We start from the raw sequence: 22,998 nt of genomic DNA, 5'->3' as shown, positions 1-22,998 counted from the left end.
AACATGATTAAAATTACGATAAGTCGCACGAAATTAGGAAGTATCCAATCATTTAAAATGACTGGACATGCCGATTATGCGCCACATGGACAAGATCTTGTCTGTGCTGGAACTACAGCGGTTGTGTTTGGTTCCATAAATGCTGTGGAAGAACTTTGTAATGTGCAGGCAACTATTGAACTCGGAAGTGATGGTGGATTCTTAACGTATGAATTGCCTAATGATTTAGACGTTCATACAGCAGAAAAAGCACAGATACTTTTAGAAGGATTGGTTGTTTCGCTTAAGACGATCGAACTTGATTACGGAAAGTATATCCGTTTAATAGAAAAAGTGCAGGAGGTGTAACGTATGTTAAGATTAGATCTTCAGTTTTTCGCATCTAAGAAAGGTGTAGGTAGTACAAAGAACGGTCGTGACTCTCAGTCAAAACGTCTTGGTGCTAAACGCGCAGATGGTCAAACGGTTACAGGTGGTTCAATTCTTTACCGTCAACGCGGTACAAAAATTTATCCAGGTGTTAACGTTGGTCGTGGTGGCGATGACACTTTATACGCGAAAGTTGACGGCGTAGTACGCTTCGAGCGTCTTGGCCGTGACCGCAAACAAGTGAGCGTATATCCTGTTGCTCAAGAAGCATAAGAACTCACGGAAAACTCTAACCTGAGTGCAGGTTAGAGTTTTTCTATATTAAGGAGTATCTAAATGAATAAAAAATGGACAATTATAGATGCATTGCGCCATTCAAGACATGATTGGCTCAATCGTATGCAGATGGTGAAAGGAAACCTTTCCCTTGGAAAAGTGGAAGAAATTCATAGTCTCATCGATCGTTTTGTCCAAGAAGCGAGACAAGAATCCAATCTGATGGGGCTATCAATGCCTTTATTTTCAGAGTGGATTTTAACATATAATTGGAAACAGCAGCCGTGCTTATTGGAGTACGAAGTATTAGGGAATTTACATAACTTATCTCACTTAGATGAGACTGTATGTACATGGACGAATCAATTTTTCTCAATGCTTCAGCATAGTTTAGACGTATATGTTGAAAATTATGTTTGTATCACAATTGAATGTGACGCGGAGAATGCTCGTTTCTTTTTTGATTTTCGTGGTAAGCTAACGAGTGTAGAAGAACTACAGAATTGGCTTGCGAACCAAAACAATAAATGGTATTCCATTTCTTATACAGTAAGAGACGAAGAAGTCTCAGTTATATTACAACCAATTGAAAAAAGTGTGGTGAAATAATGTTTGTAGATCAGGTCAAGATATATGTAAAAGGCGGCGACGGTGGTAACGGAATGGTTGCGTATCGTCGTGAGAAGTATGTTCCAAAAGGTGGTCCAGCAGGTGGCGACGGTGGTAAAGGTGCAGATGTTGTTTTCGTTGTTGAAGAAGGCTTACGTACATTAATGGACTTCCGCTACCAACGTCATTTCAAAGCTGATCGTGGTCAGCACGGAATGAGTAAAGGGCAGCACGGTCGTAAAGCTGAAGATTTAATCGTTAAAGTTCCGCCAGGAACGGTAGTAAAAGATGAAAAAACAGGTCAAATTCTTGCGGATTTAGTAACACATGGACAAACAGCTGTAATTGCAAAAGGTGGCCGCGGTGGCCGTGGTAACTCACGTTTCGCAACAGCTACGAACCCAGCGCCAGAAATTGCTGAGAATGGGGAACCAGGTCAAGAACGTGATGTCATTCTAGAACTTAAAGTACTAGCAGACGTTGGACTTGTTGGATTCCCAAGTGTAGGTAAATCTACATTATTATCTGTCGTATCATCAGCACGTCCGAAAATTGCAGAGTATCACTTTACAACAATCGTTCCAAACCTTGGTGTTGTTGAAACAGGTGATAACCGCAGCTTCGTTATGGCTGACCTTCCTGGACTAATTGAAGGCGCACATGCCGGCGTTGGACTTGGTCATCAATTCCTGCGTCATATTGAGCGTACACGTGTAATCGTGCATGTAATTGATATGTCTGGTTTAGAAGGCCGTGATCCATATGAAGATTACGTAACGATTAATAATGAATTAAAAGAATACAATCTTCGCTTAACGGAGCGTCCACAAGTTGTTGTTGCAAACAAAATGGATATGCCAGATGCAGAAGAAAACTTACAAGCATTTAAAGAGAAAGTGGGAGACGAAGTAAAAATCTTCCCAATCTCAGCTGTAACGAAACAAGGTGTTCGTGATTTACTATTTGAAGTAGCGAACTTATTAGAAACAACACCTGAATTCCCAATACATGAAGTTGCGGATGAGTCTGATACAAGTGTAATGTACAAACTTGAGACTGAAGGTGTTAAATTTGACATTACACGTGAAAGTGATGGCACGTTTGTTATCTCTGGTTACGATATCGAGAAAACATTCAAGATGACAGACTTCTCACGTGATGAATCTGTACGTCGTTTCGCTCGCCAAATGCGCGGAATGGGTATTGATGAAGCGCTTCGTGCACGCGGTGCAAAAGACGGAGATATTGTAAAAATTCTTGAATATGAATTTGAATTTATCGACTAAGACTGCCGAAATATGGCAGTCTTTTTTTATATCGTAAAAGTCTGATTTATACAGGAAAAAATCCCCACTAATTAAATTTTCAATTTATAATAGAAAAAGAAGTGGTTTTATAAGAACTTTTTATGGGGAGAAAGTGAACATGTATAAAATATTAATTGTAGAAGACGATGAAAAAATCGCGGGGATATTAGAGGAGCATTTAGAAAGGTATGGCTATCAGTCATTTCGAGCAAGTGATTTACGACATATAAAAGATGAGTTTGTAAAAGTAAATCCACATCTCGTGTTACTTGATATTAATTTACCGTATTTTGATGGTTTCTATTGGTGTCGTCAAATCCGCACTGTATCGAATGCACCAATTATTTTTGTTTCTGCAAGAACGGGGGAAATGGATCAAGTAATGGCAATTGAAAATGGCGGAGATGATTACATTACGAAGCCATTCCATTTAGACATTGTAATGGCTAAGGTAAAAAGTGCACTTCGTCGTGGGTATGGTGAGTATGCTTCTGCGGCAGAAAGCGATTGTTTAGGTGTAAATGGACTGTTGTTATTCCCATCTCAGCACGTTGTTGAGTGGCAAGGGCAACAAACAGAACTGACAAAAAATGAATTTTACTTATTAGAGTGTTTAATGAAACAAGCAGATCAATATGTAACGCGCGAAGAATTGTTAGAAGCCCTCTGGGATGAGGTAGCTTTTGTTGATGATAATACATTAACCGTAAATGTAAAACGTGTAAGAAAGAAACTAGAGGAGCTAGGCATTAAAAATGCAATTGTAACGAAACGTGGATACGGTTATGCGCTTCTTACAGAGTGGGGAGAAGGACATGAAGGTTAAAGATTACCTCATGGACCGCTTTTCTTTAATTCTTTCTTACATTGTTAGCCTCTGTTTATTTGGGCTCGTTTTGCAGTTGCAAAGTCTTTTAGAAAAGCGATCTATTGATTGGAATACGTGGTTATACGGACTTTTATTAGGGACAGTTGTTTTTACTGTATATCTCATTTACGATTACCGAAAACGGAGTGTGTTTTTAAAGAGGATTGAAAAGTATGTTACTGGCGGAAATACATTACATGATTCCTTACTTATTGATACTTCTTATACGGCAGAGCAAGAGATGGTCGTTGAATCGTTTACGCTATTAAGACAGCAATATATGAATGAAGTTCATAAACAACATGCAAAAGAACAACAGCAAATGATATTTATGAACCAATGGATTCATCAAATGAAAACACCGGTATCTGTTATTGAGTTACTATTACAGAAGTTTGGTAAAGAGCATCGTGAAGCAAGGGCAACAGTTGAAAGTATTCGTGAAGAAAATAATCGCATACTAAATGGTTTAGATTTAGCGTTACATATGGCAAGGTTAGAGCAGTTTGCGAAAGATTATAAAGTAGAAGTAGTAAATGTGATAGATATTATTAGAGGTATTATTAATGAAAATAGAAAGTCCTTCATTCAATCGTCTGTATTTCCGAAAGTGATGTTTGAGGAAGATACTTGTATGGTTGCCTCTGATAGAAAATGGCTCAGTATTGCTATAGGACAAATTGTTGTAAATGCAATTAAGTATACAAAAATTTCGGAAGCAGAGAAAAAGGAAATTCAATTTCAAATTGAAGAGAAAGATCAAAAGGTGTTATTACATATTAAGGACAATGGAATCGGTATTCCAGAGCAAGATGTAAAGCGTATATTTGATCCATTCTTTACAGGGGTAAATGGCCGGAAAACGAGAGAAGCGACTGGAATGGGTTTATATATTACGAAGGAAATTTGTGATAATTTACATCACGGTATGTATGTGCAATCGGCTGAAGGGGAAGGGACAACATTCACGTTCCAATTTGCAAAAGATGAAGAATATCATACATTAATGAGAAAAATGACAAAACTGTAAGATAACAAAACGTTTTGTAAGGGAAATCACTCGTTTCTTTTTCTTATTTTTCTTATAGTAAATGTAAGAAGAAAACACATAGGGGGATTAGAAATGAGTGTTCTTGAAGTAAAAGGATTAACGAAGGTGTACCAATCAAAAGGTTCAGTAGCGACGACGGCTTTAAATGATATAAATTTTAAAATAGAAGAAGGCGAATTTGTAGGGATTATGGGTCCTTCAGGGAGCGGAAAAACAACGCTTTTAAATTTATTAGCAACAATTGATAAGCAAACTTCAGGTCATGTGCTTGTAAATGGTGAAGAAATTAATCAAATGCGTGCTGCAAAATTAGCGGAGTTTCGCCGTACACATTTAGGATTCATTTTCCAAGATTTTAACTTACTTGATACGTTATCGATTAAAGAAAATATCATTTTACCACTTGTAATGGCGAAGAAATCTGTAAATGAAATCGATGCAAAAGTGCTTGAGATTGCAAAGTTTTTAAATATCGAGGGCATTTTAAATAAAAAGGTATATGAAGTATCAGGTGGCCAACAACAACGTGCAGCAGCTGCGAGAGCGATCATTCATGAACCGACGCTAATTTTAGCAGATGAGCCAACTGGAAACTTAGATTCTAAGTCGGCAAAATCATTAATGAGCGCGTTGCAAGATTTGCATGAACAAAAGAAAGTAACAATTGCAATGGTAACGCATGATCCAGTAGCGGCGAGTTATTGCGAACGTATTCTTTTCATACGTGATGGAGAGATTTTCTCAGAAATACATAAGGGAAGAACGAAACAAGCCTTTTTCCAAGAAATTCTGGACGTACTTGCGATGCTAGGAGGGGAATATCATGAACTTTCGCCAGCTCGCGCTTAATAATGTAAAAGGAAATTGGCGTAATTATAAAGCGTTTCTTATAAGTAGTTGTTTATCGATAGTCGTATTTTTCATGTATGCTTCCTTCATTTATCATCCAGATGTTGTAGGCGGTAATATTAGTATGAGGGAGATGATTTCAAAAGGGTTAGAATCAATGAATTATATTGTCGTCATCTTCTCAGCACTCTTTATTTTATATGCAAATTCAACATTTTTACGAGCAAGAAAAAAAGAGTTTGGTCTACTAACATTAATAGGTGGAACGAAATCGCAGCTCGGCCGAATGATTATATTAGAGCAACTGATGTTAGGTAGTATTGCAATTGTAGTTGGTATTGGGGTCGGAATGCTTTGCTCAAAACTATTTTTCCAAGCACTGAGTGTATTACTAAAAATTGATAAAACACTACCGCTCGTATGGAATAGTAAAGCAGTTCTTATTACAGCAGGTGTATACTTTATTCTATTTTTAATCCTATCATTGTTTAGCGTTTGGACAGTAGGACGCTTGCAAATTATCGATTTATTAAGAGAAGCAAGAAAACAAAAAGTAGAGCCTTTTGCATTTACATGGTTATGCGTAGTTGGTATAGGATGTATTATTGTTGCATATGTTCTTTGTTTCCAAGTAACCATTATGAATTTTATTATATATTTCTTACCAATTGTAGGATTGACCATTGGCGGAACGTATTTACTATTTACACAAGGAAGTACAGTTGTATTAAAAGCATTGCAAAAACGAAAACAATCTTTTTATACATACCCAAATATGTTCGTACTTAGCAATCTTATTTATAAAATGAAGGATAATGCTCGTTTTTTATTTGTAATTTCTATCATTACGGCGGTAGTATCTTCAGCAGTAGGTACACTGTACGTATATTTTGAAAATATGAGTGCGAAAACGATAGAGCTTACGCCACATGCTATTTCATATGAGGAAAAGGGATTAAATACGCATAGCCTTATTAATGAAGAAAAAGTACAAGAGATTGTAAAAAGAAATGGGTTTGAAGATGCACGAAAAGTAACCTATGTAAAACTACCTGCAACACAGAAAATAATGTTGTTTAACAGTGAACGTGAAGTACCAATGGCGATTATTTCAGAAAAAGAATATAACGCGGAAGTGCGTAAACAAAAGAAAGAGCAAATTACAGAGGTTCATAATGCACCAGGTAGCGCGACGATGGTTATGGTTGATGCAGCAAATGAACTTATGAAAATAGATCGTACGAAACCGTATGAATTTAAGATTAACGGACAAAAGCAGTCTGTTCAATTAAACGAGCCAACGTCATATTCTGTTTTTAACGATAGCGAATATCTTATTGTGAATGATCAAGACTTTGAGAAATATGCAAAGCTTGTACCAGATGAAGAAAAGACGAAATATTATGGTTATTATATTGAAGATTGGAAAAGTACCGAAGATCTTGTGCTAGATTTGAAAAAGGAAATTGCACCAGAAAAGCAAGGGGAATTGAGAAATTCAGTGTTTGCGTATAAGGCTATAAGAGAAGGTGGTGCAATTACAATGTTCATCGGTTTCTTCGTAGCTGTACTATTCTTCTTCTTCGCTTGTAGTATGACATACTTTAAATGGTTTAACGATAAAGAACAAGATCGTATTCAATTTAAATCGTTAAAGAGAATCGGTATGACAGATAAAGAAATTCGTAAAATTGCAATTCGACAAATGGGCGTTATCTTCTTTATCCCAATTGTCATCGGCGCTATTCATAGTGGATTTGCTCTTCATACGTTAGGAAAAATGCTTTATCTCGATTTATGGAAATCAGGTGTGCTTGTAATTGGAGCATACATTTTAGCTTCTGCGATTTACTTTATGATCGCGCAAAGAGGATATTTAAAACACGTAAAAAGCTAGGGGAACCTCTAGCTTTTTGCCTATGTAGTAAGTTACAGGAGGACGATAGATGAACATTCGGCAACTAGCGCTGCAAAATATAAAAGGAAATTGGCGTAATTATAAAGTATTTTTCTTAAGTAGTTGTTTTGCGATATTTGCGTCTTTTACATACATGTCCGTCATTGTACATCCGTATATGCAAGAGACGATGTGGTATCAAAACGTACGCTGGGGACTGATCATATGTAATGTTATTATCATTTCTTTTTTCGTCATATTTATTTTGTATTCTACTTCTATTTTCATAGAGGCACGTAAGAAAGAATTAGGATTATATATGTTAATGGGAGCAACGAAATCTAACGTAATTGGCGTAATTATGACCGAGCAAATGTTGATCGGGGTATTTGCTAATATTTTTGGTATTGGGCTTGGCATGATTTTTTTAAAGCTCTTCTTTATGGTGTTTAGTATGTTACTGGGGCTTCCGAAAGAACTCCCTGTCATATTTGACTTGAGAGCAATTGGGGGAACATTTATTGCGTATATGGTCGTATTTGTTGTCTTATCATTTATAAGTGCTTTACGTATATGGAATATAAAAATCATTCGGTTATTGAAAGAATTTCGAGCAGATAAAAAAGAGAAGAAAACATCAATGTGGCTTTGTATATTTGGATTTATTTGTTTAGGTATAGGATATACGTTAGCGTTACAAGCGACCATACTAACGATAGCGGTCTATTTTTTCCCTGTGTCTATACTTGTCTCTTTCGGAACGTATTTTTCTTTTACACACGGCACTGCTCAAATATTAGAAATAATAAAACGAAATAAAAAGATTATGTATACATATCCGTATTTATTTATAGTGAATCAATTGTCACATCGAATGAAGGAAAATGGTCGCTTTTTCTTTCTGATGTCTATGGCAACGACGTTTGTAGTTACAGCAACAGGTACGGTGTTTTTATATTTTTCTAGCATGCAAGATATGTGGCGAGATGGGGGCGCACACTCATTTTCATACATAGAAAAAGGTGTTTCTACCCATGAAGTCTTTGAGGAAGGTACGGTTGAACAATTACTGCACCAATATAGATATGATGATTTTCAATCTATGAGTTTTGTTGGAATGTATGCATCTTTTCAGACCAATAAGGGAGAAACAGAAGTAGCGCCACTCATTAAACAAAGTGAATACAATCAAGAGGCGAGAAAACAAAAACAGAAAACGTATCATCCTAAAAAAGGAACAGTCACACTTGTTTATTATAATAAATACAATCATCCGAATGTATATGATCAAAAAGAGATTCAACTACAAGTAATGAATCAAACTTATTCCTTCGTATTTAACGGTCAAAAGGAAGGGGTCCAATTTAACTATCATCCTTCGCACATTAACGGTCTGTTCTTCGTCATGAATGATAAAGACTTTGACAGTATAGCAAATCAGGTTCCTGATTCTGAAAAAATGATATATAGAGGCTATACATTACCAAGTATCGAAAATACGAAAGAATTAAATGAAGATTTACGGAAACATATGAAACAAGATAAAGATCATGCATTTCGAAGTAATATGGAATTTTATGTAACTATGAAAAAGGGCGGCGATATTACTCTATTTGTAGGCTCATTCATTAGTATATTATTTTTCCTTACATCGTGTAGTATCGTATACTTTAAATGGTTTCATAATATTGCATCGGATCGAAAGCAGTACGGGGCGCTTTCTAAGCTTGGAATGACGAAAGAAGAAGTGTGGAAGATTTCTCGCTGGCAATTATGTATGCTATTTTTTGCGCCAATTATAGTAGGAAGTATGCATAGTGCGGTTGCGTTATATACATTTCATAATACAATCTTTATGGATGGTTCATTACGAAAAGTAGGCTTGTTTATTCTATTTTATATTGTTGCATGCATCGTTTATTTCTTTTTTGCTCAAAGAGAATATAGGAAACATTTAGACTAGCAAATGCTAGTCTTTTTTTAATATTCGAAATTTACATAGAAGAATATAAAAAAGTATGGTATAACAGTAAGAAAACGAAAAAGAGGGGAAAAGACGATGATTCGAGTAGGATATTTAGGACCAGAAGCAACATTTACAAATATGGCGGTGAGTCGTTTTTTTCCGGAAGCAGAGCATGTACCGTATCGAACGATCCCAGATTGTATGGATGCAGCTGCAAATGGAAATGTAGATTATGCAGTGGTACCACTAGAAAATGCCATAGAAGGTTCAGTGAATATAACGGTTGATTATCTTGTACATGAGCAACCACTTTCTATTGTAGGAGAAATTACAGTGCCCATTCAGCAACATTTACTTGTACATCCGCAGTATGCAGAAGTGTGGGAAGAAGTATATGCAGTGCATTCTCATCCACACGCTATTGCCCAATGTCATAAGTTTTTAAATGAAGAATTAAAAGGGATAACTGCTCGAGATATGACATCAACAAGTGCTGCTGCGCAATATGTGAAAGAACATCCTGAAGAAAAAATTGCTGCCATTGCAAATGAAGCAGCTGCAGAGAAATACGGATTAACGATCGTAAGACGAAGTATTCATACACATAAAAATAATCATACACGTTTCCTAGTGCTCCATAAGAAAAAGAAAGCTATACTCTCAAATAATGGAGAAAACCGCGGAGAGAAAACGACGCTTATGATAACGTTACCTGCTGATTATGCAGGGGCACTATATCAAGTGTTATCAGCTTTCGCATGGAGAAAATTAAACTTATCAAAAATTGAATCGCGCCCGATGAAAACGGGTCTTGGAAATTACTTTTTCTTGATTGATGTCGATAAAGCATATGATGATGTATTATTGCCAGGCGTAACGATGGAACTTGAAGCACTCGGTTTTTCTGTTACGGTGCTGGGGAGTTATTCTTCTTATTGGTTATAAGGGGAGTTAGATTATACCGTGTGATAGATCAATAAAATCCCACCTATAAATGGTGGGATTCTTTATTTTAACTTCGCAAGACGCTCTTCTAATTGACCACGCCAAACGTCAGCTAGTTCTGGAACAGCAAGAATCTTTTCGATGCCATCTCTATCTTTTCTATTATGAAAATAAATTTCGTTAGAGAACAAGACAGAAACATTGCTCGGTTGACGTTCTAGTAAAGTAATTTTAGAATCTTTACGTACAGTACCTTCTTGAAGAACGCGGCATAGATAGCCAGTAAATCCAGTTGCTACAATGCGCGGCAGTATGCCAGGAATACCGAGGCGTTTTGAAATCGTGCTACAAGGTACTCTTGCTTGTGTCACCTGAATGATTGCTTCACCTAATTTGTATGTATCTCCGATGCAAACATCACGCTCTAACATATTTGTTACGGTAATGTTTTCGCCAAATGCAGAAGCGGGGAGTGTTGTTTGGAATTCTTCTTCCCATAGTGCGTAATGCTCGTGTGGGTACACACAAACTGCACGATCAGGTCCCCCATGGTGTTTTAAATCCGCTACGTCATCACCAAGGAAGCCATCTTTTGAGAGAAAAGCTTCTTCCGTAGAATCTTTACATATACCTGTTATCATTTCTTTATCTTCGCCATATTTCATTTGTTTCGGTTTGCCAATGCTAAAGTGAACGAGTTCAATTCCCATCTTTGATCTCCTTTACAATTGATTACAATATTATATCATTAAAAAAGCACAGAGAATGATAAAAAACTCTGTGCTTTACATTAATAAACGAGAAATCCTGCTTTATCTAAAGCCTCGCAAGCAGCGTCTAATTTTTCTTTAGAATCCGCTTCAATTGTATGTAAGTGAATACCATCTGTTAGTTGCGATAGATAGGAAGCGTTTGTATTTTCGATTTTTTGTAAATATTGCTCTACATCAAAGCGATTACTTACCATGATGGATGCTGTTAAGTCACCGTATACAGGATGCTCAACTTTTACATCTTTAATCGTAACGCCGTGGTCAACAAGCATTGTAAGTTCTTGACGTACTTCTGCTGGTTTATGTTGGCATACAATTACGCGTTCGAAAGCTTGCTGTTTTTCTTGTGGTTTTAAATATAAATAGCCTTGAGCAGTCGCAATGATCGGTTCGTTTCGTGCTTTAAGCAAGGAAATATCTTGCACGATAACTTGTCTACTTACGTTTGTCTTTTTCGATAGCTCGTTTCCGGATAACGGTTCATTTGCAGCGAGAAGCCACTGAAGGATAAGTTGTCGTCTTTCTTCACCTAAAATCTTTTTTTGTTCATTTTGTTTCATTATGATTTAACACCTCTATAAAATTGATTTCCAATTGTGTGTAGTGCATGAATAGTAGTATCAATTTGATCTTTCGTTGTTTGTTGTCCGAAAGAGAAGCGGACATATTGTTTTGCCTCTTCATACGTTTTTCCAATTGCAAGCATTGTTTTCGAAGGTTCTTGTTTACCAACTTGGCAAGCACTTCCGGTAGAAATGGCAATACCGCGGCGATTACATTCTAGCATTGTATATTGGCCTTCTATTCCTTTTATTGTAACCCCAATAATATGTGGTAAACAAGAAGTAGAATGACCTTCTACTTCAATTTTTAGTGGAAGTGTTCGTATTTGCTCTAAAAAGTAAGATCGTAACCCTTTAAAACGTAAACTTTCTTCTTGTTGATTTTTTAATATATTCTCAGCAGCTGTTAAAAAAGCTGCGATGCCAGGAACGTTCACTGTACCTGGACGAAAACCTCTTTCGTGAGAGATTCCCGGAAATATTTGTGCCCAGCGAACTTGCGGATTGATATAGCAAGCGCCAACACCCTTCGGTCCGTATATCTTATGTGCTGAAACAGAAAGACTATCAATCCCCATCTCAAAAACATGGATAGGAAGTTTACCAAAGGTTTGTACACAATCTGAATGAAATAAAACGTTATATTTTTTTAAAAGTGCCCCAATCTCTGCGATATTTTGAACGGTTCCGATTTCAGAGTTTCCGTGCTGTATACTTGCTAGAACAGTATCTTCTGTAATAGATGCTTCTAAATCTATTAAACGAATGAGTCCATTTTTATCAACAGGAATTTCAGTAATTGTATACCCTTTTGATTGTAAGGATTGAAAATAACTTCGAATGGATGCATGTTCCATAGGTGTCGTAATAATATGCTTCTTATTTTGGGCATTGAGAAGGGACTGAATCGCAAGGTAGTTCGATTCTGACCCACCGCTCGTGAAGAATATCCCTTGTTCCTTTCCGCCAATCATTTCGGCAAATGTTTTTCTACAAACTTGTAATAAAGAAGAGGCTGTTCCTCCAATATCGTGTAAACTTTGTTCATTTCCGAAGTATTGCGATGCTGCTTTCGTATATGTTTGTAATGCTTCCGCGCTCATAGGTGTAGTAGCTGCATAATCAAGATATATCATCATGTAAGTTCCTCTCTCTAGTAAGAGTTACATTTCTTTTATTTTTTTAAATGGTAGTGAAAATAAGAATTATAAAAAAACTCTTGTCATTATTTTAAAACTATGTAAATATAGGTGTCAAGACAGTTGAAAAGTGTAAAGTAGGAGGCAACAATTATGCCAAGTGCAGATGTCTTAATTATTGGAAGTGGCGTTGCGGCACTTCGTGTTGCAAAAGAGATTTGTCACGAAAAGAATGTGATTATTATCACAAAGAAAACGAATCGTAATAATAATACATATTTAGCGCAAGGTGGAATTGCCGCAGCCGTAGCTACATATGACAATCCAAATGATCATTTTGAAGATACGTTAGTAGCAGGATGTCATTATAACAATGAAGATGCGGTTCGTTATTTAGTTGAAGAAGGGCCGAAAGAAATGAATTATCTCATTGAAAATGGAATGAAATTTGATGGAGATGAAACGGGCCCTCACCTTGGAAAAGAAGGTGCACATCGGAAGCGGCGTATTTTACATGCAGGTGGCGATGCAACAGGAAAGAATTTATTAGAGCATTTCATTCAAGAAGTAGTTCCGCATGTTACGGTAGTGGAACAGGAAATGGTGCTTGATTTTATTATAGAAAACGAAAAATGTGCTGGAGTTTTAACGCGAGATAGTGAAGGGAAGTTGAAGCGTTATGATGCAGATTATACGGTGTTAGCCTCAGGCGGGATTGGTGGTTTGTATGCTTTTACTTCTAATGACAAAACAATTACGGGTGATGGACTTGCGATGGTGTACCGCGCGGGTGGGGAGCTTGTAGATTTAGAATTTGTACAATTCCATCCAACGATGTTATATGCGGGCGGGCGATGCTGCGGTCTCGTCTCTGAAGCAGTCCGCGGTGAAGGAGCTGTCCTTATAAACGGAAAAGGGCAGCGTTTTATGATGGATATACATCCAGATCATGATCTCGCACCGCGTGATGTAGTGGCAAGAGCGATTCATGAACAGCTTTTGTCGGGTGAAAAAGTATATTTGAATATCGAGTCTATTCAAAATTTCGAAGAACGTTTTCCAACTGTATCAGCATTGTGTAAAAAGAATGGTGTTGATATTACTAAAAAACGCATTCCAGTCGTACCCGGTGCTCATTTTCATATGGGTGGCGTGAAAACAAACATTGATGGGGAGACGTCTATTCCAAATTTATATGCAGTCGGTGAAGTAGCTTGTAATGGGGTTCATGGAGCAAATAGATTAGCGAGTAATTCATTATTAGAAGGTCTTGTGTTTGGAAAAAGAATAGGACAGCATCTTTTAACGAAAGCGACAAAAGACAGATTGAACAACTTTGCTGAGAAGGAAAAGAAGTTTATCGTTCTGAATCATTTGCCGACGAAAGAAGAAATACAAGAATGCATGATGAAATATGTTGGGATTGTGCGAACAGAGCAAAGTTTATCTTATGCAAAGAGATGGCTTAGTAAGTACGGTGTTCGAAATATGATATTACAACATGATGTTCTTACAAATGAAGAGATAACGCTTATGAATATGTTAACAGTTTGTGAGCTTATCGTCGTATCAGCTTTGCAAAGAGAAGAAAGCATTGGTGGCCATTATCGAAGTGATTACCCACATAGAAATAGCGTAAACAAAGAAATCGTTCGAGTGAAAAGAAAACTACAACTTGTGTAATGAGGGGAAGAGGGGCTTTATGAATACGATAAAGGTTAAAGAAGCATTAAATCGATTTTTTCTAGAAGATATAGGAGAAAGAGATGTAACATCTCAGCTTATTTTTTCAGATAATTTACTTTCAAAAGGAACGTTTCTTGCAAAGGATACAGGAGTCTTTGCGGGACGTTTAGTCATTGAAGAAGGGTTTAAATTAATTGATGAGAGAATTAAAGTGGAGCTTCATAAAAAAGATGGAGATCTTGTAGAAAAAGGCGAAATAATTGCAACTGTCCAAGGACCAATCGCATCGTTATTAACGGCAGAGCGCGTTATATTAAACGTTATCCAGCGTATGAGTGGGATAGCGACAATGACATACGAGGCTGTTCGTGCCTTAGATAGCAGCCATACACGTATTTGTGATACGCGAAAAACGATGCCAGGGCTACGTATGTTTGATAAGTATGCAGTCGTGTGCGGAGGCGGATTTAATCACCGTTTCGGCCTATATGACGGTGTCATGATCAAAGATAATCATATTGCTTTTGCTGGTTCTATTACGAAAGCTGTTACATCAGTGAAAGAAAAGTTAGGACATATGGTGAAAGTAGAAGTGGAAACAGAAACAGAGGAGCAAGTGAGAGAGGCTGTAGCTGCTGGTGCAGATATTATTATGTTTGATAACCGTACGCCAGATGAGATTCGAGAGTTTTCAAAGATTGTACCAAGTGCCATTGTTACAGAAGCTTCAGGAGGTATTACCATTGAAGATTTATCGAAATACGGAAAAACAGGGGTAGATTATATTTCACTTGGAGCGTTAACACATTCAGTGAAAGCACTTGATATTAGTTTCAATATTGAGGCGTAAGGAAAGTGGCTTAGAGGGGGAGAAAGAAATATGAGTATTTTAGAAAAAGTACAACCGATTGAAACGATGTTACCAGAGCGTTATTACACGATGTCAACAGAAAACATGGAAAAGCGGGTTCGTGAAATTAAAGAAAAAATGGGGGGAAAACTATTTATTCCAGGCCATCATTACCAAAAAGATGAAGTGGTACAATTTTCTGATGCAGCAGGAGATTCACTTCAGCTTGCGCAAGTTGCAGCGAGCAATAAAGAGGCGAAATATATTGTATTTTGCGGTGTACACTTTATGGCGGAAACAGCAGATATGTTAACGACAGATGATCAAATTGTTATTTTGCCAGATATGCGTGCAGGTTGTTCGATGGCAGATATGGCAGATATTGAACAAACAGAAAGAGCGTGGAAAGAGCTCATGAAATTATTTGGAGATACGATGATTCCGTTAACGTATGTGAACTCTACGGCTGCAATTAAAGCATTTTGTGGTCGTAATGGCGGAGCAACAGTAACTTCTTCTAATGCAAAACAAATGGTATCATGGGCTTTTACGCAAAAAGAGCGTCTCGTTTTTTTACCGGATCAACATTTAGGAAGAAATACAGCGTACGATTTAGGTATCCCGTTAGATAAAATGGCAGTATGGGATCCACATACTGATTCATTAGAGTACGATGGAGATATAGAAGAAATTCAAGTGATTTTATGGAAAGGGCATTGTTCAGTTCATCAAAACTTTACAGTGAAAAACATTGAGAACGTACGGAAAAATCATCCGGACATGAATATTATTGTACATCCGGAATGTTGCTACGAAGTTGTAGCTGCTTCGGATTATGCAGGTTCAACGAAATACATTATTGATATGATTGAAGCGGCTCCATCCGGAAGTAAATGGGCGATTGGTACAGAAATGAATTTAGTGAACCGAATTATTCAACAACATCCAGATAAAGAAATTGTTTCACTTAACCCCTTTATGTGTCCGTGTTTAACGATGAACCGAATTGATTTACCGCACTTATTATGGGCACTTGAAACGATAGAAAAAGGAGAAGAAATTAACGTCATTAGCGTAGATAAACAAGTAACTGAAGAAGCGGTTCTTGCATTAAATCGTATGTTAGAGCGTGTGTAAAGCAGCGGATTCCCGTTGCTTTTTTTCGTACATATAATCATAACGAGAACAAAATGGGCATACATTGTTTTGAAGAAATCATTGCGATTATCTTATACTTATTCCGCTTCTAATGATATCGAAAATCGAAGAAGTGATACAAGTGAAAAGAGGTTAACGTTATTTAGAAAGGGTTACTTCATGAGATTTGTTACTTATAGATAAGTTATACAGGAGGGGGAAAATTTGAAAATTCATATCGTGCAAAAAGGGGATACCCTTTGGAAAATTGCGAAAAAGTACGGAGTGGATTTTGATACGTTGAAAAAAACAAATACACAACTTAGCAATCCAGATTTAATTATGCCAGGTATGAAAATTAAAGTACCATCAAACAGTGTACACGTAAAACAGCATGCTGGAGCAGGTTCAGCACCTCCAAAACAATATGTAAAAGAAGTGCAACAAAAAGAATTTGCAGCAACGCCAACGCCGCTTGGAATAGAAGACGAGGAAGAAGTTACGTATCAATCAGCACCAATTACACAAGAGCCTGCCATGCAACAAACACAAAAAGAAGTGCAAGTAAAACCACAGAAGGAAATGCAAGTGAAACCACAAAAAGAAGTACAGGTAAAACCACAGAAGGAAATACAAGTGAAGCCACAAAAAGAAGTACAGGTGAAACCGCAAAAAGAGGTGCAAAAAGAACAGCCAATTCAAAAAGAAAAACCAGTTGAAAAACCGTCAGTGATTCAAAAACCACCTGTTATAGAAAAACAAAAACCAGCGGAAAAAGAAAATACGAAGTTTTCGGTAAATGTGTTACCGCAGCCGCCGCAACCACCAATAAAAACGAAAAAAGAATATAAAATTTCAGATGTAATTAAAAAAGGAAGCGAGTTAATTGCTCCTCAAATTACTAAAATGAAACCTAATAACATCATTTCTCCGCAAACGAAAAAAGATAATATAATATCACCGCAAGTAAAGAAAGAAAATGTAGGGAATATCGTATCACCACAAGTGAAGAAAGAAAACGTAGGAAATATAGTATCACCGCAAGTGAAGAAAGAAAACGTAGGAAATATAGTATCACCGCAAGTAAAGAAAGAAAACGTAGGAAATATAGTATCACCGCAAGTAAAAAAAGAAAACGTAGGAAACATAGTATCACCGCAAGTAAAAAAAGAAAACGTAGGAAACATAGTATCACCGCAAGTAAAGAAAGAAAATGTAGGAAACATAGTGTCGCCAAATGTATCGAAAGAAAATGTAGTGATTCCGCAAGTAATACCACCAAATATTCAAGTGCCAAATATAATGCCAATTATGGATAACAATCAGCCACCAAACATGATGCCAATCATGGATAATAATCAGCCACCAAACATGATGCCGATCATGGATAACAATCAACCACCAAACATGATGCCGATCATGGATAACAATCAACCACCAAACATCATGCCAATCATGGATAACAATCAACCGCCAAATATAATGCCAATTATGGATAATAATCAAATGCCAAATATGATGCCGATAATGGATAACAACCAAATGCCGAATATGATGCCAATTATGGATAACAATCAAATGCCAAATATGATGCCAATCATGGATAACAATCAACCACCGAATATGATGCCATATCAAATGCCGTACCAACAGCCTATGATGCCGCCGAATCCGTATTATCAACAACAAAATCCATATCAAATGCCATATCAGCAAGGAGCACCGTTTGGACCGCAATATACGTCTATGCCAAATCCAAATATGATGCCGATAGATAATAATATGCCGCCGCTCGTGCAAGGAGAGGAAGATTGTGGATGCGGAGGAGAGAGTAGGCTATATAGTCCGCAACCTGGAGGGCCACAATACGCGAATCCTTTATATTATCAACCAACTCAATCCGCATATGCACCACAGCCAGGAACGATGTATTATCAACCAGATCCACCAAATGTATTTGGGGAGCCAGTTTCAGAAGAAGAGGATGAAGAAGAAGTTTAAAAAAGGTGGGATGATTCCCACCTTTTTTGTATGTAGATTCGTTCTGGAAACGGAAGATTTACACCAAATGTTAGAAAATCCCCAGTGAAATATTAACAGTGTAAAAACCTTCTCTGTTACTCATCATAAGAGGGAGCTTTTCAGAAGAGAAGTTCATTCTAACAGAGGGGGTTTTTGTATTGAATACGAAAGTAAAAGTGATTGCTGCTTCTTTGTTAGTTACTAGTGCATTAGCTGCATGTGGTACACCAAAAAACAATGCAATGGATGGACGTAACTACAATTACGAGCGTACATCTTATAATGATACACACCAGTATCGTGATAATGTGACGCGTAACGATCGTTATACAGACTATGTAACATATAGAAATGGTCGTAACGATACAGGATATAACTATTACCGTGATGTAAATTACAACGGTCAAATTGCTAATCCGCATCCAACACGTAATATTACAATGAACAATTCATACATTAACAATGATGGTAAAACTGCAGAAAGAATTACAAATCGTGTGAAACGTATGAATAACGTAGACCGTGTGTCTACAGTTGTATATGGAAACGATGTGGCGATTGCGGTAAAACCACGTAACACAGTGACAAATGAAACGGCAATGGCGAACGAAATTCGTCAAGCGGTTTCAAATGAAGTTGGAAACAGAAACGTATATGTATCTGTAAGAAATGACATGTTTACTCGTGTCGATGCAATGAGTACACGCTTGCGTAACGGTACAGTTACAAACGATTTTAATCGTGACATAGTGAATATGTTCCGAGACATTCGTTACGGTTTAACTGGTACAGTGCGATAACAAAAGAGGAAGGGCTACCCCTTCCTCTTTATTCATCGTCATCTTGTAAACGACGCTTTTTAATAAAATAACTAATGGAATAAGAACCTAAAAAGCAAATGAAGAGAATGCCACCTGTTAAAATAGCTTCAAAGAGAGGTCTTTCTGGACTGAAAATAATATAAATAATAGCCATAATAATTCCAACGATAAGGGAGCGAAAGACAAGTTTATAGTAAGGAGTTAATTGGATGTCCTTTTTGCTTTCTTCTACATCAATTGAAACGCTTAACTGTAAATAACTAAGCACAATACTCGTAAGAATAAATAATAGCCATAATGGAGATTTCGTAATTTGATCTAGTCCTTCAGTGAATCCGATATAGCCTAAAATTCCAATTATACCAAGTGATTGAAAAAGAAAGGCAATACGTATATTTTTTAATGTTTGCAGAATGAGACGTTCATCTTTTATTTTTTTCACAATATACATCTCCTGTTTATGATGATTTCGCTGTTACATTAATTGTAATATATATATATATTACAATTATCAATTTATAATTTACATATAATTCATTTGGATGAAAGAGGAAATAAAATATTTTTTATAAACATGTTGCACTTATACTTTATTAATGTTATATTAGCAAAGCGATGAGCTAATTTACGTAAGACGAGAGATATGCTTAAGTGCTAAACACGCGAATGTGGTCGCCTGGTCTCTCGCCGTAAACGCATCAAGACGCCTGCTTTGCAGGCGTCTTTCATTTTATATGAATGTAAAGGGAAGAGTGGAGGAATCCAATCTTCCTTTTTTTATCGAAAAATAGTCTGAAAATAAAGTTATTTACAACTGCGAATGAAAGAGTTACTATTTAATGGTAATATATTACATGTTTTTTATATATAAAAGGTTGGGATGAATAGGATATGGAGAATTTTGAATGTAGAAATACAGAAGTTGTATTAGAGAAATTTCAGGTCGTAACACCTATATTTCAGGCGTTGGGGGATGAGAATCGTCAGCAAATTATTATGTTATTGTTAGAAAACAAACAGATGAATGTAACGCAAATAACAGATAAAATGGGGATTTCTAGACCAGCTGTTTCACACCATTTAAAAATTTTAAAACAAGCAGAACTAATTGTAGCGGATCGACATGGAAAAGAAATTTTTTATTCTATAATAGCCGGAGAATTTTTAAAACAGGTGAAGGATTTACTTCAAGCAATAGAATCGAATTATTAATTTTTTTTTAACTAATAAGTAAACAAGTTTAAACTTTTGAACTTGTTTACTTGAAAGGGGTAATAAAAATGAAAAAAATAAATCGTATGTATGTCATTATGTTACTTGTTCCTTTATTTTGGGGTGGCTCTTTTGCAACAGCAGAGCATGTTATTACTGAAATTCCACCGATTACAGCGGCAACAATTCGTTTTGGTTTAGCGGGTTGTATTTTAATAGGCATAGTTTTTATGAAATCTGAGTGGAATACAAGTTTGTTATTAAAGAATTGGAAAGGGCTGTTATTTGTATCATTAACAGGTATTTTTGGCTACAATGTTTTTTTCTTTATGGGACTTAACTATACTTCCACTTTGAATGGCTCGCTTATTATTGCTACAATGCCCGTTTTTGTAACCTTAGGAGCAATATTATTTTTTAAAGAGTCTTGGAGTATAAAAGTCGGAATAAGTTTAATGTTGTCTCTTATCGGTGTAATAGTTGTTATTACGAGCGGTTCAATAAATACACTTATGTCTTTGTCATTTAATAAGGGCGATCTTTTATTTATAGCTGCTTTAATCTGTGGGGTGTTATATAGCTTAACAGGAAAAAAAGTTATGAGTGGTGTCTCCCCTTTATTAACTACAATGAGTATGACGGTATTGGGTACTGGGTTTTTAGCAGGCCTTTCTTTATATGAAGATGGATGGGGAAAGGTTGGGACGTTTTCTTTACAGGGATGGATAGAAATGTTGTATATGGTCATATGCGGGACGTTAATTGGATATATCGTGTTTAATAAAGGAGTAGAAGAGTTAGGTGCAAGCAAAGCGAGTATGTATTTAAATCTAACTCCTATTGTAGCTACTTGTATATCAGTTGTCCTATATGGAGCAGCTGTTACGTGGCAACAGATAGTTGGAATGGCAATCGTATTAATTGGAGTCTATATAGCGACGGTACAATCCAATAAAGATATAAAAAAGCTTTCAAGTAATCAATATGTTTCGAAATAGGTAGAAATCATTGGACTCTATAAGTCTTAATGAGAGTAATCTATGAATTAGGGATAAAACCCCCATTTCCGGAAAAACTACTAATGAAAGTATGATTTTGCCTAAAAGAGGTGAACGGAAATGAAATGGATACTGATTGCGATGCAAGCTTTCGTTATGATGTTTTGTTTCGTTTATGGAACGAATGCGAAGGCGGAAGGGCCAGTACCAGAAGTAACAGAGAAAGACCCTCAAGTTACAATTTTATTAGAGCGAATGTATGTTGATGGAGAAGTAAGTGAGGAAATCTTTACAGAAAAAGTAGCAGACTTAGAAAAGTTTTTACAGCAGTATAAAGAATGGCAGCTCGTTGATCGTGATGATGTACAAATCGTATTACAAAAGAAAGTTGACGATATTTCTCCGTTGTTAAAAACGAGCGGTTATTTTGGCGTGTCAGAGGAAGGGATATTACAAATTTTTAAAGGTGTACCGAAAAGCGATAATGCGATTCATTCCTTCTTTCAAATTGATATGAAAAAGCTTGAGAGTTATGAGCGTGCGAAATTGAAACGTGGTATTCGTATTAAATCAAAAGAAGGTTTTGTGAAGACGATTGAAAAAATGAAACAATATGCAGTGCAAAATAAGAAAAAAAGCAGCTCATGGTGAGCTGCTTTTTTTCTTATTTATTTTTATCTAAAATTTGTTTTGCGATTTCATCGATTAGCATATCTTTTCCGATTGGATTGAAAGCTTTCGTATTGAAGATTTCGTTTGATACTTCATATACGTGATTGTTTTTTACTGCTTTATTGTCTTTCCAAACGGCACTGTTTTTGTAGTCTTCGTAAACTTTATCAGCTTCACCGCCAAAGTTTACTATAAACATTTGATCAGGTTGGAATGCAACAAGACCTTCTAGCGATACTTGCGCCATCGTTTGTTTTAAATCTGTACCTTTTGTTGCTGGAAGTTTTAAGTCGTTAAAGATGATGTCACCGTACCCGAAGCTACCGTATACACGGAAGTTTTGTGGTGTAACTGCGATGAACATAAAGCTCTCATCTTTTGTTTTCTCTTTAATCTTTTTAGATAAAGAGTCGGCTTTTTTATCGTAGTCTGCAATCCATTTGTCGGCTTTCTTTTCTTCGTCAAATAGTTTACCTACTTCTTTAAACTTACCGCGCCAGTCTTCTAAGTTTGTTTCTAGAACAACTGTCGGTGCTACTTTTTCTAGTTGATCATAAATTTTTAATTGACGATTGTTCAAAATAATTAAGTCTGGTTTTAAAGCAGTAACAGCTTCTAAATCAACTTTAGGTGCCCAATACCAACCTACTGCTTTTACTCCGTCTAGCTTTTCTGTCAAATGCTTTTGGATTTTATCTTTATATGTATTTGCTGTACCAACAGGTTTGTGTCCAAGAAGTAATAATTCTTCTGTTGAACCCGATAAATCAACAATTCTCTTTGGATTTACTGGAATTGTAGCTTCCCCTTTAGCGTGTTTTACAACTTTTGTTTTCGGTTGTTCTTTTGCTTTTGATTCTTCTTTTTGAGAAGAACAGCCAACGATAGAAAGAACAACTAGCATAATAGTAAATAAAATAAATAGCTTACGTTTCATCCTGATGTAACCCCTTTAATTAGTATTGATAATCATTATCGACTTCTGTAT

Annotated in this window: 22 protein-coding genes and 1 pseudogene; 18 read left to right on the top strand and 5 right to left on the bottom strand. The window is 36.4% G+C overall.

Annotated features, from left to right (window positions below):
* Positions 1 to 3: 3 nt before the first annotated feature.
* The 10 genes from PDQ40_RS13085 to pheA all read left to right on the top strand — a co-directional run bounded on the left by PDQ40_RS13085 (position 4) and on the right by pheA (position 10,137).
* Entirely contained in the window at positions 4 to 348 is a 345-nt protein-coding gene (locus tag PDQ40_RS13085; RefSeq protein WP_001993153.1) for a ribosomal-processing cysteine protease Prp, read from the top strand.
* Positions 349 to 351: 3 nt separating this feature from the next.
* A complete protein-coding gene (gene rpmA, locus PDQ40_RS13080; protein WP_000944958.1) occupies positions 352 to 642 on the top strand; it encodes a 50S ribosomal protein L27 in 291 nt (96 codons plus the stop codon).
* 63 nt (positions 643 to 705) lie between these two features.
* Positions 706 to 1,254, top strand: a complete 549-nt coding sequence (locus PDQ40_RS13075; protein WP_001037006.1) for a sporulation initiation phosphotransferase B — start codon at positions 706 to 708, stop codon at positions 1,252 to 1,254.
* Positions 1,254 to 2,540 carry a GTPase ObgE gene (gene obgE / locus PDQ40_RS13070; protein ID WP_000497115.1) on the top strand — a complete coding sequence of 429 codons (1,287 nt, stop codon included), beginning with the start codon at positions 1,254 to 1,256 and terminating at the stop codon, positions 2,538 to 2,540. Before PDQ40_RS13075 ends, obgE begins: the two co-directional genes overlap by 1 nt.
* A 139-nt stretch (positions 2,541 to 2,679) precedes the next feature.
* Positions 2,680 to 3,387, top strand: a complete 708-nt coding sequence (locus PDQ40_RS13065; protein WP_000276715.1) for a response regulator transcription factor — start codon at positions 2,680 to 2,682, stop codon at positions 3,385 to 3,387.
* Positions 3,377 to 4,459, top strand: coding sequence for a HAMP domain-containing histidine kinase (locus PDQ40_RS13060; protein WP_000864967.1), 1,083 nt, complete (start codon positions 3,377 to 3,379; stop codon positions 4,457 to 4,459). Before PDQ40_RS13065 ends, PDQ40_RS13060 begins: the two co-directional genes overlap by 11 nt.
* 93 nt (positions 4,460 to 4,552) lie before the next feature.
* Entirely contained in the window at positions 4,553 to 5,329 is a 777-nt protein-coding gene (locus PDQ40_RS13055) for an ABC transporter ATP-binding protein (RefSeq protein WP_000114533.1), read from the top strand.
* Entirely contained in the window at positions 5,304 to 7,226 is a 1,923-nt protein-coding gene (locus PDQ40_RS13050; RefSeq protein ID WP_270691448.1) for an ABC transporter permease, read from the top strand. Before PDQ40_RS13055 ends, PDQ40_RS13050 begins: the two co-directional genes overlap by 26 nt.
* 49 nt (positions 7,227 to 7,275) lie before the next feature.
* Complete coding sequence (locus PDQ40_RS13045; protein WP_270691447.1) at positions 7,276 to 9,189, top strand: ABC transporter permease; 1,914 nt, start codon at positions 7,276 to 7,278, stop codon at positions 9,187 to 9,189.
* Between the two features lie 96 nt (positions 9,190 to 9,285).
* Positions 9,286 to 10,137 (top strand): prephenate dehydratase, encoded by an 852-nt coding sequence (gene pheA, locus PDQ40_RS13040; protein WP_000621725.1) that lies wholly within the window; start codon positions 9,286 to 9,288, stop codon positions 10,135 to 10,137.
* Positions 10,138 to 10,199: 62 nt separating this feature from the next.
* Here the strand turns inward: pheA and PDQ40_RS13035 are convergent, their stop codons facing one another.
* The 3 genes from PDQ40_RS13035 to PDQ40_RS13025 all read right to left on the bottom strand — a co-directional run bounded on the left by PDQ40_RS13035 (position 10,200) and on the right by PDQ40_RS13025 (position 12,612).
* Positions 10,200 to 10,847, bottom strand: coding sequence for an MOSC domain-containing protein (locus PDQ40_RS13035; protein WP_000510675.1), 648 nt, complete (start codon positions 10,845 to 10,847; stop codon positions 10,200 to 10,202).
* An 80-nt stretch (positions 10,848 to 10,927) separates the two neighbouring features.
* Positions 10,928 to 11,470: a transcription repressor NadR gene (locus PDQ40_RS13030; RefSeq protein ID WP_000812272.1), complete on the bottom strand. Its 543-nt coding sequence runs from the start codon at positions 11,468 to 11,470 to the stop codon at positions 10,928 to 10,930.
* A complete protein-coding gene (locus tag PDQ40_RS13025) occupies positions 11,470 to 12,612 on the bottom strand; it encodes an IscS subfamily cysteine desulfurase (RefSeq protein ID WP_000973745.1) in 1,143 nt (380 codons plus the stop codon). Before PDQ40_RS13025 ends, PDQ40_RS13030 begins: the two co-directional genes overlap by 1 nt.
* Positions 12,613 to 12,765: 153 nt before the next feature.
* On the opposite strand from PDQ40_RS13025, the gene nadB reads away from it, so the two are divergent.
* The 5 genes and pseudogenes from nadB (at position 12,766) to PDQ40_RS13000 (ending at position 19,107) form a co-directional block, all read left to right on the top strand.
* Positions 12,766 to 14,295 (top strand): L-aspartate oxidase, encoded by a 1,530-nt coding sequence (gene nadB, locus PDQ40_RS13020; RefSeq protein ID WP_001138560.1) that lies wholly within the window; start codon positions 12,766 to 12,768, stop codon positions 14,293 to 14,295.
* Between the two features lie 19 nt (positions 14,296 to 14,314).
* Positions 14,315 to 15,148: a carboxylating nicotinate-nucleotide diphosphorylase gene (gene nadC, locus PDQ40_RS13015; protein ID WP_262734632.1), complete on the top strand. Its 834-nt coding sequence runs from the start codon at positions 14,315 to 14,317 to the stop codon at positions 15,146 to 15,148.
* 30 nt (positions 15,149 to 15,178) lie between these two features.
* The gene (gene nadA, locus PDQ40_RS13010; protein WP_000025316.1) at positions 15,179 to 16,285 is read left to right on the top strand and encodes a quinolinate synthase NadA; all 1,107 of its coding nucleotides are present in this window, start codon (positions 15,179 to 15,181) and stop codon (positions 16,283 to 16,285) included.
* Positions 16,286 to 16,510: 225 nt separating this feature from the next.
* Positions 16,511 to 16,667: pseudogene (safA, locus tag PDQ40_RS28210) on the top strand (SafA/ExsA family spore coat assembly protein); the annotation flags it as partial.
* Positions 16,668 to 18,465: 1,798 nt separating this feature from the next.
* Entirely contained in the window at positions 18,466 to 19,107 is a 642-nt protein-coding gene (locus PDQ40_RS13000) for a YhcN/YlaJ family sporulation lipoprotein (RefSeq protein WP_001093544.1), read from the top strand.
* Between the two features lie 28 nt (positions 19,108 to 19,135).
* Here PDQ40_RS13000 and PDQ40_RS12995 read toward each other — a convergent pair whose 3' ends face one another.
* Complete coding sequence (locus PDQ40_RS12995) at positions 19,136 to 19,570, bottom strand: branched-chain amino acid ABC transporter substrate-binding protein (protein ID WP_071741864.1); 435 nt, start codon at positions 19,568 to 19,570, stop codon at positions 19,136 to 19,138.
* Positions 19,571 to 20,019: 449 nt separating this feature from the next.
* On the opposite strand from PDQ40_RS12995, the gene PDQ40_RS12990 reads away from it, so the two are divergent.
* From PDQ40_RS12990 to PDQ40_RS12980, 3 genes are all read left to right on the top strand, one after another.
* Complete coding sequence (locus PDQ40_RS12990; RefSeq protein ID WP_000426918.1) at positions 20,020 to 20,340, top strand: ArsR/SmtB family transcription factor; 321 nt, start codon at positions 20,020 to 20,022, stop codon at positions 20,338 to 20,340.
* Between the two features lie 68 nt (positions 20,341 to 20,408).
* Positions 20,409 to 21,338, top strand: a complete 930-nt coding sequence (locus PDQ40_RS12985) for a DMT family transporter (protein WP_000723576.1) — start codon at positions 20,409 to 20,411, stop codon at positions 21,336 to 21,338.
* 120 nt (positions 21,339 to 21,458) lie between these two features.
* Positions 21,459 to 21,989, top strand: coding sequence for a BofC C-terminal domain-containing protein (locus tag PDQ40_RS12980; RefSeq protein ID WP_000871180.1), 531 nt, complete (start codon positions 21,459 to 21,461; stop codon positions 21,987 to 21,989).
* Positions 21,990 to 22,002: 13 nt separating this feature from the next.
* Here the strand turns inward: PDQ40_RS12980 and PDQ40_RS12975 are convergent, their stop codons facing one another.
* Positions 22,003 to 22,947 carry an iron-hydroxamate ABC transporter substrate-binding protein gene (locus tag PDQ40_RS12975; RefSeq protein WP_000823600.1) on the bottom strand — a complete coding sequence of 315 codons (945 nt, stop codon included), beginning with the start codon at positions 22,945 to 22,947 and terminating at the stop codon, positions 22,003 to 22,005.
* Between the last annotated feature and the right edge of the window lie 51 nt (positions 22,948 to 22,998).

The organism is Bacillus cereus group sp. Bc061 (genome assembly GCF_027715825.1).
Lineage (GTDB): Bacteria > Bacillota > Bacilli > Bacillales > Bacillaceae_G > Bacillus_A > Bacillus_A paranthracis.
This window is presented reverse-complemented; position numbering and strand designations above follow the sequence as displayed.